General features: G+C 68.8%; 6 protein-coding genes and 2 pseudogenes. 2 read left to right on the top strand and 6 right to left on the bottom strand.

Annotated features, from left to right (window positions below; all coding sequences use genetic code 11):
• Positions 1–118: 118 nt before the first annotated feature.
• The 3 genes and pseudogenes from IEZ19_RS48125 to IEZ19_RS48115 form a co-directional block, all read right to left on the bottom strand.
• Positions 119–1,189 (bottom strand): annotated as a pseudogene (locus IEZ19_RS48125) (transposase); the annotation flags it as partial.
• Positions 1,190–1,238: 49 nt separating this feature from the next.
• Positions 1,239–2,243 carry a recombinase family protein gene (locus tag IEZ19_RS48120; protein ID WP_189317696.1) on the bottom strand — a complete coding sequence of 335 codons (1,005 nt, stop codon included), beginning with the start codon at positions 2,241–2,243 and terminating at the stop codon, positions 1,239–1,241.
• Positions 2,244–2,644: 401 nt separating this feature from the next.
• Positions 2,645–3,625: a winged helix-turn-helix domain-containing protein gene (locus IEZ19_RS48115; protein WP_189317695.1), complete on the bottom strand. Its 981-nt coding sequence runs from the start codon at positions 3,623–3,625 to the stop codon at positions 2,645–2,647.
• Between the two features lie 89 nt (positions 3,626–3,714).
• Between IEZ19_RS48115 and IEZ19_RS48110 the strand changes: the two genes are divergently transcribed.
• Both IEZ19_RS48110 and IEZ19_RS48105 read left to right on the top strand, forming a co-directional pair.
• Positions 3,715–5,031 (top strand): MFS transporter, encoded by a 1,317-nt coding sequence (locus IEZ19_RS48110; protein WP_189317694.1) that lies wholly within the window; start codon positions 3,715–3,717, stop codon positions 5,029–5,031.
• A gap of 189 nt (positions 5,032–5,220) precedes the next feature.
• The gene (locus tag IEZ19_RS48105) at positions 5,221–5,805 is read left to right on the top strand and encodes a DinB family protein (protein ID WP_189317693.1); all 585 of its coding nucleotides are present in this window, start codon (positions 5,221–5,223) and stop codon (positions 5,803–5,805) included.
• A gap of 95 nt (positions 5,806–5,900) precedes the next feature.
• On the opposite strand, the gene IEZ19_RS48100 is transcribed toward IEZ19_RS48105, so the two are convergent.
• The 3 genes and pseudogenes from IEZ19_RS48100 to IEZ19_RS48090 form a co-directional block, all read right to left on the bottom strand.
• On the bottom strand, positions 5,901–9,047 hold the full coding sequence (locus IEZ19_RS48100) for a Tn3 family transposase (RefSeq protein ID WP_189317692.1): 3,147 nt from the start codon (positions 9,045–9,047) through the stop codon (positions 5,901–5,903).
• A gap of 132 nt (positions 9,048–9,179) precedes the next feature.
• A pseudogene (locus IEZ19_RS48095) lies at positions 9,180–9,698 on the bottom strand (transposase); the annotation flags it as partial.
• Positions 9,699–9,763: 65 nt separating this feature from the next.
• Entirely contained in the window at positions 9,764–10,855 is a 1,092-nt protein-coding gene (locus IEZ19_RS48090; RefSeq protein WP_189317691.1) for an IS630 family transposase, read from the bottom strand.
• Positions 10,856–10,952: the final 97 nt, after the last annotated feature.

Below are 10,952 nucleotides of genomic sequence, written 5' to 3'. Positions count from 1 at the left end.
ATGCGGCCAACCCGCACCAACCCCCGAACCCCACCACCGGACCTAACAAAGCCCTACTAGAAGGCTGCTGAAAATCTTGTTGAGGGCTGTTCGGTCGTGGGCCGGGCGGCCCTTTTCGCTATGCGGTGGCGGGGGTGAGGTGCCAGTTGCCGTTGGCCCGGGTGAGTCCGAGGTTGATCAGTCGGCGGAGGTTGAGGGCGGCGGCGCGGTGGTGGAGCCAGAGGTTGTTGGCGATGACGCCGCGGTAGGGGACTCGGCGGTTTCCCTTGGCGACCAGCCAGGCGATGGCGCGTTCGACGGGGGGCCGCCATCTGCGGTATTCGTCCTGCCAGACGGGGTCGGTGGCAGCCTGGTGGCCGGCTGCGGTGAGCAGTTCGTGCTGGGGGTGGACGTTGAGGGTGCGTCCGGTCTTGGAGGTGGTGCAGCGTCCGCGCAGGGGGCAGTCGGTGCACACGCGCTTGAACTGGGCGGTGCGAGCGCCGTCGGCTTTGACCTGTCCGAGGTTGGCGGTGTGTCCGGCCGGGCAGGTCGCGGTGCCGGTGGCCGTATCGATGTGGAAGTCGTCGATGGTGAAGCCGCCGGGGACGGCCTGCCGCAGCGGTGGCGGTTTGATCACCAGGGTGTGGCCGGCGGCCTGCAGGTGCGCGCGCAGGTCGCCGGTGCCGTAGGCGCAGTCGCCGAGCACGGTCAACTCCTGGCCCTCGTCCTCGTCGGCCAGCAGCTCGCAGGCAACGGCGGCCTCGTGGTTGTCGGGGCCATGGCCGCTGGTGAGGGCAACCGCGGTGAACAGCCCGGTCTCCGGCTCGAAGGACGCATGGCCTTTGAAGCCGTCCTGGTGGCGGGTTCGGTTTTTGTGGATGTGCCGTGCGTCGGCATCGACGGTGGACACGGTCCGGTCCGCCACCGTGCGCTTCGCGATGCGCCAGCGGCCGTCGCGCCCGTCGGAGTCCCCCGGCTCCACGTCCTGCCCGGCGACCAGGGCCAGCAGGCCCACCGCGTTCGCCGCCCTCTCGCCCAGTTCCTGTTCGGGCAGGTGCCCGAGCAGGTTGAGGGCGTCGGTGACCAGCGCGTCGACCAGCGCGGCGCGCGCCTGCTCGTCGTCCCAGGCGATCCTCGGCTTGCCCGGGTCGGTGTAGTCGTGCGCCGTGCACCACTGCTGCACGGTCTCCTGTGCGCCGGGGACCTCGCGCGGGTGTGAGTAGTTGCGGTACAGGAAATCCCGGTGAGAACGATCATGGTCATGAGCTGAGCGCCGCGGCGTCCGGGAGGGGCCGGGGGACGTCTGCGTTGTGGAGGTCGGCGAAGTCGGCGTGGGCCTGCTCGACGGCTTCGGGGTACGCCTCGCGCTTGGCGTGTTCGGCGAGTGCCCGGTAGATGCTGGCCACCGAGGGGTTCCGTCCCTTGCGCTTGCCGGTGGGGATGATCAGGTCGGGCTGGATCTGCTCGACGGACTCGCCGCCCGCGCGGCGCCGCAGCACGGTGTGCAGCATGTCGTCGGTGATGACTGGGGGCCGGCCGCCGTGCTTGCCCTTGCGGGCCGCAGTGTCGAGCCCTTCGAGGGTGGACTCGCGGATGTTCTCCCGCTCGGTATCCGCCATCGCGGCGAAGAACGCGAAGAGCAGCTTCCCGGGCCCGGTGGGGTCGTAGATGCCGGGCAGGGGCCCGGCGAGCATCTCCAGGATGAGGCCGTGGGCGGTGAGGTGGTCGGCGAGCGCGGTGAGTTCGGCGGCGTCGCGGCCGAGGCGCTTCATCTCGTACACGGTGAAGATGACCCGGCAGTGCGGGGCGTGCGCCTTGATCTCCCGAGCCGTCCTCAGTGCCTCCTCGAACTTCGGCCGTACGCGGACGCGGGTGCTGATCTTTTCGCTGAAGATCTTGTCGCGGGGAATGCCGTGCTTGCTGAGCGCGTCGAGCTGGGAGTCGAGTTCCTGCCCCAGCGTCGAGCAGCGGGCGTATCCGACGCGGATGTCCGCGCTCGGCAGGTCGGGGTCGATGGGTGCCGGGGGCGGGGTGCCGGGCCGCCACGGCTGGCCCGGCCCGCGGTCCGCGGGGGTCGGTACGCGCAGTGCCTTCTTCAGGCGGGGCACCTTGGTGAAGCGGCGGGTGTGGTAGGCGGAGGTGACCGCGCCGCCGCGCGAGCGGCATGGTGATCCGGGCTGCGCGTCACACTTCGGACAGGCGTGCCGTTCGACGTCGTCCGCGTCCGACCGCTCGGACGGGGAAGGGGTTTGAGGGACCGTCATGGACCCGGATTTTCGCACAATGCAAGTCTCAGAAGGGGGTCCATCCCGCTTTTGAGTGAGAACGGGTTCTGTGAACCGATCGGGGTCTTGGCGGTCTCCGGGCGGCTCTATTTGATCTTGCTCGGGTAAAGGACCGTTTGTGAGAATCACTCGGCATCGGGGTCGGTGTCGCTCGGGTGGGTTCCGGTGAGCTCCGGCCGACTGGTGGGCTCGCATGTCGCGGTGTCGCGGTTATTGGTGAGATTGATCATGATCCGGGCGGCCTTCGCAACTCTGTGCTGGTTCCGCCGACTGCGTATCCCCGCTGGGAAGTCCGCGCCGATATCCACCAGGCTTTCCTCGCCCTCGGCCGCGTAATCATCTGCTGGCGGCGCCTCAAAAAGCAGTGCTGATCTGAGCCCTCAGCCCGAACCGGCGACCAGCGCCTCGCCGAGCGGGGTGCGCCGGTAGAGCACCAACCGTCCGGACCGGGCGCGGACGAGCAGCCCGGCGCCTCGCAGGATGGCGAGGTGGTCTCCAACCGCGCCGGGTGCCATGGCGAGGCTTCGGGCGAGGTGGCTGGTACTGGCCGGGGCGTCCAGCGCCAACAGCAGCCGGGCTCGGGCCCGGCCGACCAGAGCGGTCAGCGCGTCCGGTTGGGGGACGGTCGCCTGTTCGCCCCACAGGGCGGCGGTGCCGCGGGCTGAATAGACCAAGGTCCTGGGCCAGGGGTCTTCCAGGTGGGCGGCGATATTCCCGACGAAGACCGAAGGGATCAGCAGTAGCCCGTCGCCGGCGAGGCGGACGTTTCCGACTGGGGGGAAGAAGCCGATCTCTATACCGCCGGAGCGCCAGGCGATGCTCGGGTGCAGGCTCTCGATGGTCGTGGCCCATCCGTGTTCGCCGATCACACCCACCCGGTGTACGACATCGCGCTCGCAGATCGCGCGCAGTTGCGGCCAGTCCGTGGCGAGCAGCTCGTGCCACGCCTGGTCCATCGCCTCGGCGATCCTGGAGACGGCGTCCGTGGAGTCCAGCACTGCGCGTACGCGGGGATCATGGGCGGACGGGCCGGTCGCGTTGGTGGCGAATTCGTGGCGGGCAGCTTCCAGCGGTGTGGCCCGGATCGTGGCCAGGTCGTCTGCCCAGGTCTGGTTGAGGCCGCGCGGGGGCGGGGCGACGAAGTTCGGTCCGCCTTGCGGGGTGTGCAGGGCGAGGGCAGCGTCCAGTTCGGTCTCGCGGCGAAGCCGTTCAAAGACCGGCAGGAGCCGGGTGGCCCAGGCTCGCGGCGGCGGCTGGCCGAGGCCGGCGAGCGAGCGTAGCAGTAAGCAGAGGTCCATCGCGGGCGACAGTGCGAAGCGGCTGCGCAGCAGGTCCTCGGTGGAGACTTCGAAGCGGAGCACCCTGCGATGCTATCGCGGGACGTCTGTTCTGATTCGTCCAGCGACGAATCATTGGTGAGTGGCGTGGGGGCACGGCGAGGCTCGGTGCCATGACCCCAACCGCCGAACCCGCGCAGGTCAATCACCGTGCCACCTACCGGGAGGTGCTGGCCGAGCCGCGATTCCGGCTGCTCTTCTCGACCCGCGCTGTCGCGATCGCTGCGGGCTCGCTGCGGATCACCACGTTCTCGGTGCTGGTCTTCGCGGCCACCGGCTCCGCGCTGTTGAGCGCACTGGCCTTCGGCATCGGCTTTCTCCCGCAGTTGTTCGGCTCGCTGCTGCTGGGCTCACTGGCCGACCAACTGCCGCCCCGCGCGCTCATCGCCGGCGGTTACGGCTTGGAGTGCGCCGCCGCCCTGCTGCTCGCTCTGGTGCGGATGCCGATCGCGGCAAGCCTCGGTGTCGTGGCGCTGGTCGCCCTCGCCACACCGGTGTTCGGCGGCGCGTCGAGTCGGATGGTCGCGCAGTGGCTGGAGGGCGACGCCTATGTACTGGGCCGTTCACTGAATAACATCGCCTCCTCCGGTGCGCAATTGTTCGGTCTGGCGCTGGGAGGTGCGGTCGTGGCGGTACTCGGCCCGCACCGGGCGCTCGCGGTAAGCGCCGCCCTCTACCTCGGCTGCGCGCTCGCCATCCGCATCCGGCTACCCCGGCTGGAGCTGGGAGAGTTCGGCGGCACACCCGGCAGCGCTCGGGGCGATGGCGGGGCCGTCCGGGCAAGCCTGCACGGTGCTCGCCTGCTGCTGCGCGGACACGCGGTACGACGACTGATGCTGGCCCAGTGGCTGCCGCCCGCGTTCGTAGCGGGCGCGGAAGGTCTGCTCGTCGCCTACGCAGGAGGACGCCACTTCGCGCCCGGCTGGTACGCGGTGCTGATGGGCTGTCTGCCGGTCGGCATGCTTGTCGGTGACCTGCTGGTGGGTCGACTGCTACGGCCACCCACCCGGGAGCGACTGGTAGTCCCGTTGATTGCGCTGACGGGACTGCCGCTGGTCGGCTTCGCTGCCGAGCCCGGAGTGGGCGTCTCGTCCTGTCTGCTGCTGATCTGCGGCTTCGGATTAGCCTACGGTCTCGGCCTGCAACGGCCGTTCCTGGACGCCCTGCCGCAGGATGGCCAGGGCCAGGCCTTCGGTCTGCTCGGCTCCGGCAGCATGACGCTGCAGGGCGTCGGGCCGGCCTGCTTCGGCTCGGTGGCCGCAGGCATCGGAACAGGCGGCGCAATCGCCCTGGCAGGCGGCGCGGCGGTGCTTACCGCTGGCTGGATTCTCACCTGGCACCCGCCCGCCTCCCCAGTCCCCGTCCCGAACTACTCAACGGGATCAGAGAACGGCACCGAACAGCATGCGTGTAGTTCTCCTGCGCAGTAACCGTCGCAGGTCGGGTCGGCCGCGAGCCGTCACGCACCCCACCCCCACCCCCACCCCCACGTCTCTCTGACAGACAGTCATTCCCGGTAGCTCATTGTGTTAGGAGTCCTAAGCCTCGGCCCTGCCGGCCGTTGCGGACCACGTACGGGATCTTGAGACCACGAACAGCCCATGGAAGGTACATGTCGCATGATCGATAAATTCGCGAAGGACAACCTGCACGGGAGACTGCGGCGGGACCGCGAGGCGCTGCTCTGGAAACTCGACGGCCTGTCCGAATACGACACCCGCAGACCTTTGACAGCCACCGGGACCAACCTCCTCGGCCTGGTCAAACACGTGGCCACCGTCGAGGCCAGGTACTTCGGCGAGGTCTTCGACCGCCTTTCCCCGGAACCGCTGTCCCGGTGGCAGGACTCCGACGGCAGCGATCAGTGGGCGACCGAGGACGAGACCCGCGACCAGATCATCGGGTTCTACCGGCGCACGTGGGAACACTCGGACGCGACGATCAACGAGCTTCCCCTCGACGCCCCCGGACACGTGCCGTGGTGGCCGGAGCCTTATCCCAACACGAACCTGTTCGCCATCATGGTCCATGTCCTCGGCGAGACCATCCGGCATGCCGGGCACGCCGACATCCTGCGCGAGGGCCTCGACGGCCGGACCGGGGTGCGCGCCGAAAACGAGCAGCAGATCGATGAGGAAGCCCGTGCAGCCTACTGCGCGAAGATCGAGCAGGCCGCCAGGTCGGCCGCATCAATCAAGGCTTAGTCGAACATACCAGGCAGCCTGGCATAAGTCCCCTGCCGGCGCTTGCGATTTCCGAGCAGGCCAGCTGATATGCCCGCATCACCCGGCGTGGGCGTTCAGTCCGCGCCTTCGTCGTCCTTGTCCAGCTCGGGCGCGTCCGGGTCGCGCAGCGGGCGCAGGCCCTGGCCGGGGCCGCTGGCCTTGATGTTGAACAGGTAGCGGCCCAGGAAGTTGATGTGCCGGTCCTTGAGCGGGGAGAGGCGGGCGGCGTCCTCGTCCTTGATGTCGTGGCCATGGGCGCGGAGTTGGGCGACGGCGGCGTCGAGGTAGCGGGTGTTCCACAGCACGACGGCGTTGAGGACCAGGCCGAGCGCGGCAAGCTGGTCCTCCTGGCCCTCGCGGTACGCCTGGCGGATCTGCCCGCGGTCGCCGTGGCAGATCGCGCGGGCGAGGCGGTGGCGGGACTCCTGCACGGTGAGCTGCCGGTTCATCAGGCGCCGGTAGGTGTCGTCGACCGGGTCGACCACGGCGAGCAGGTGCATGGTTTTGTCGATGCGCCCGTACTCGGCGAACGCGGCGCCCAGCGGGGTGGGGTGGCCCTCGCGGCCGAACATGCGCAGCAGGTCGCAGGCGCGAACCTGGTTGGTGATGAGCGATCCGGCGACGCGGAGCATGTCCGGCCAGTGCGTGGCGATGCGTTTGAGGTTGACCTTGTTGCAGGCCACCGCGTCTAGCGGCCCGTACCCGGCGGACGGTCCCTCACCGTCGGGCAGGTCGGCCCGCCAGAACCGCTGGTCTTGAAGGTCGCGGAAGCGTGGGGCGAAGCGGAAGCCGAGCATCTTGTACAGACCGAACGCCATGTCCGAGTACGAGGCGTTGTCGGTGGCGACCATCTCCGGCTTCACCCCGCCGTCGAGGTTCAGCAGGGTGTCCAGGGTGTAGAGGCTGTCGCGCGGGGTGCCGCCGCGTACGACCATTGCGCCGATCCCGGCGACCTGGTCATTGACGGCGTTGAGCCAGGTCAGGCCCCGTTTGTAGCCGTAATACTTGGGTGAGGGGCCGGTGTTGATGCTCTTGACGGGGACGACGAAGCGCAGGCCGTCGACGGAGGCGAGCAGGCCGCCGCCCCACATCTGGGCCAGCTCGATGCGGGACTGGGCACTGATGAGCGCGGCGTTCGCCGCGGTGATGGTGTCGGCGCGTACGTAGTTCTGGTCGACGTGGGACAGGCGCGAGCGGGTCAGGGCCTTGTTGTTCGGGTCGATGACCGGGGTCAGGCCGATGTTGCAGCTCTGCGAGACCAGCAGCGCGACCAGGGAGACGAGCAGGCCCTCCATGCGGGTGCGCCGGTCGGAGACGTGGCCGAAGGCGTCGAGAAATCCGGTCCAGGAGTGGACCTCGAAGAGCAGGTCGGGCAGGTCGATCCTGGGGAGCATCGCCTCTGTGGTGTTCTTCAGCCAGGTCAGTGACTCGGGCTCGCCCACCGCGCCGAGCTTGTCCACCGACAGCGTGGCGCGGCCCCCGCCCTCGGGGACGACGATCTCCACCTTCGCGTCGTCGCCGGCCTCCTCCATGCGGTCGGCCATCTGCCGCCAGGCCGCATCCAACCCCCGTGTGAGCTGGGCCAGGTGCTCGCCCGCGTCCTCGGTCAGGGACAGGCCCGCGAGCACGTCCGGGCGCATCGCCTCCCACCGCGCCCCGTCCAGCAGCCTCGCGCGCGGGTCAGCCCACCGGTTCGACGGCGAGGCGAACACGTCGCGCCGGTTCAGCGCGCGGTGCAGCTGCTCCAGCACGCACACGACGTACGCGTCGCGGTCGACGGAGCCCTGGGGCAGCTTGGCGTTGGAGAACACCGCCCGCTTCCTCATCGCGGGCACCAACTCGGCGTCGACCTCACGGGGCAGCAGCGGCCGGTCCTTGACCCGCCGGCGCGAGAGCGCGGGAAGCCGTCGCACCGCCTTGAGCAGGCGCCGCCCGGCCAGGGCAGCGCCCAAAGCGTCCGACTCACCGAGCAGGGACAGGAAGGGGCGCACGGTGTTGTAGCGCAGGGCCAGCTTCTCGCGCATCGCCGCCTCCGCCAACCCGTCGTCCTCCGGCACCAGGGCCTCCACCATCGCTACCGCCGAGGCAACCGCCGTACGCGGCACCGCCTCCTCCACGGCCGCCCACAGCGCGGCGACGTCCAGGCCCGCGTCGTGCTCGGCGACCAGGTCCAGCTCCTCGGTGAGGATCTTCGACGCCTTCGCCAGGATGCGCGCGGCCTTCTCCAACTGCGGCAGCATCGCCAGGCGTTCGCGGTCCGACGCCCGCCGCGCAGGGCTGATCAGCCGGTTCGCCATCAGCACCGCGAACAGGTCGAGCGCGTCGTCGACCGCCTGCGCGTCCAGCTGCCGCACCACCGCCGTCAACAAGGCGGTGCGCCGCGGCTCCGGCGCCCGCTCGATCGTCTGCGCCTTGCTCAACTGCCCGTACCGGCCCAGCGCGGAGAGCCGGTTCACCGGCACCCGCGACAAGTTCACCCGCCCCAGGGCGAAGGCGGAGATCTCCTCCACCCGCTCCATCGCCCGCACCATCGCGGTCCCCGTCGTCTTCGTCGGCGGCGTCCGAAGCTGCTCCAGCTCCGAGACCCGCTTGCCCTCCGGAACGTCGAGAAGCGCCGCCAGTGCCGACGCGAGCGCGGGATCGGCACGGTGCGCGGCCCGGGCCACCGCCTCGTGCAGGCGCCGCTCGGCCGCCGTACGGGCCTCCGACACCTGCCGGGCCAGCACCGAGACGCCGGGCAGCAGCACCCGGTTCTTGCGCAGCCACGTCACCGCGTGGTTGAACAGCGCCACCGGCCCCTCGGCGTGCGTCCACGCCCGCCCGTACAGGAAGCTGCGGAACTCTCGGCCCCACTTCCGGTCGGTGAAGTCCCGGTACTTGAACCGCTCCTGGATCTCATCCGCGTGCTCGTACACCGTCGACCTGCGCTCGGGGTACCGCTTCACACACGAGGAGTCCTCGATGCCGAGCTGCGCGGCGAGGTACTCCACGACCTCCCACGGCACCGCGAGCGGATCCTCTCCCAGGAACCGGCCGATGTAGCGGACCGCGCAGATCTGCACCGCCATGCCCAGACGGTGCGCATCCGTACGACGCCGCGCGATCAGGTCGCGGTCGTCATCGTCGAGGAAGAAGAACCGCTCCAGCTCCGGGCGCGTGGGGACCGCGGTGAACGTCCCGTACGCCTCGGCCTGCTCATCAGTCAGAAACTCCACCGGCACGAGGCGGACCGTAGCCAGCACCGACGATCGCCCGACTGCCTTTCCGTGAAGCCCAGCAGCAGCCGCATCCTCTGTGTTAACTAACCATGATCGTTCTCACCGGGATTTCCTGTACCGCAACTACTCACACCCGTCGCGGATCACCCGTCGCACGGCGGAGATGATCTGGGTGACGGTGTCCTGGGTGGCCACCGCGTCATCGAGGACGGTGGAATCCAGCGCCCGCCGCTGCTTGCCCTTCAGCACGCCGGTCGCGGCCACGACCTCTTTGACCTTGGTGAAGACCCGCGTCGGGTCGGCCGAGTGACGCAGCCGGCGCCGGAAGTACGTCAGCAGCGACGGGTCGAAAGCCATGTCGTACAGGCCGAGCCCGCAGGCAGCCTTCCACCGCAGGTCACAGCGCAGCTCCTGGACTGTCTCGAAGTCCGACAGCCCGTTAAGGCTCTGCAGCACCACGGTCGCGGCCAGGACCTGCGGCGGCAGACTCGGACGGCCGTTGGATGAGGGATACATGTCCGTGAACATCCCTGGCGGGAACAGCACCTCGCGATGCTCGGCGAGGAACGCGAACACGCTCCCAGCCGGGATCAACTCCCGGCAGGTCTCCCACACATCCGGCCCGACCAACTCCCCGGCCCATTCCCCCTGCATGCCTACAAGACTGCCCCCGACTCCACCGGTACGGGACCAGAACGCAAAAGATCTTCAACAGTCTTCTAGTGTCCTGAGTCTTTGATTCGCTGAAGATATCCGGTGAGGCGTTCTAGGATTTCGTCGGCGCTCTTCACCCAGGTGAACGGGCGCGGATCTTCATTCCATAGCTTGATCCAGGCGCGGATGTCGCGTTCCAGGGTCTGGACGCTTTTGTGGACGCCGCGGCGTATCTGCCGCTCTGTCAGCAGTCCGAACCATCGCTCGACCTGGTTTAGCCATGAGGAGTAGGTGGGGGTGAAGTGCATGTGGAAGCGCGGGTGCGCCGCGAGCCAGCGCTGTATCGCCGGCGTCTTGTGTGTGGCGTAGTTATCACAGATCAGGTGCACCTCCAGCCCCTCGGGCACCTCCTTGTCGATGCGGGCGAGGAACTTCTTGAACTCTGCGGCCCGGTGGCGGCGGTGCAGCTGGCCGATCACCTCCCCGGTGGCCACGTTCAGCGCGGCGAACAGTGTGGTGGTGCCGCCGCGAAGGTAGTCGTGGGTGCGGCGCTCGGGCATGCCCGGCATCATGGGCAGGACCGGCGCCGAGCGGTCCAGTGCCTGGATCTGGGACTTCTCATCCACGCACAAAACCAGCGCGTGTTCGGGCGGAGCGAGGTAGAGGCCCACGATGTCGCGGACCTTGTCGATGAACTGCGGGTCGGTGGACAGCTTGAAGGTGTCCACCATGTGCGGTTTGAGGCCGAACGTGCGCCAGATGCGCGAGACGGTCGACTGTGACAGGCCGGTGGCCTTGGCCATCGACCGGGTCGACCAATGAGTGGCGCCGGCCGGGGTGGACTCCAGGGTCTTGACGATCACGTCCTCGACCCGTTCGTCGCTCACGGTGCGCAGCGCGCCGGGACGCGGCTCGTCGACCAGCCCCTCCAGGCGATCGGCTGCGAAGCGCTTGCGCCACTTGGCCACCGTGACCGGGTGGACTCCAAGTTCTTTGCCCACCTGAGTATTTGACGCACCGTCTCCGCAAGCCAGCACGATACGGCAGCGCAGCGCGAGAGCCTGGGAAGAGGTACGGCGCTTCGCCCAGCGCTGCAACGTCTCGCGCTCATCGTCGGTAAGCACCACATCGACCGTCGGCCGTCCCATTCGCCCCATGGACCCAGCATACTTATTGAGCGAATCAAAGACTCAGGACACTAGTAGGGCTTCGTTAGGTACCCCAACTGCCGTCTAACGGGTAGTGTGTGATCTT

The sequence above is a fragment of the Streptomyces brasiliensis genome (assembly GCF_014647875.1).
Classification (GTDB): Bacteria; Actinomycetota; Actinomycetes; order Streptomycetales; family Streptomycetaceae; genus Streptomyces; species Streptomyces brasiliensis.
The sequence above is the reverse complement of the archived record's forward strand: the minus strand, read 5'-3'. Positions and strand labels throughout refer to the sequence as shown.

Excerpts from the sequence above, each read along its gene's own strand:
- IEZ19_RS48090 (WP_189317691.1), bottom strand. The coding sequence starts at position 10,855 with ATGGGGCGAATGGGACGGCCGACGGTCGATGTGGTGCTTACCGACGAT.
- IEZ19_RS48120 (WP_189317696.1), bottom strand. The coding sequence starts at position 2,243 with ATGACGGTCCCTCAAACCCCTTCCCCGTCCGAGCGGTCGGACGCGGAC.
- IEZ19_RS48110 (WP_189317694.1), top strand. The coding sequence starts at position 3,715 with ATGACCCCAACCGCCGAACCCGCGCAGGTCAATCACCGTGCCACCTAC.
- IEZ19_RS48105 (WP_189317693.1), top strand. The coding sequence starts at position 5,221 with ATGATCGATAAATTCGCGAAGGACAACCTGCACGGGAGACTGCGGCGG.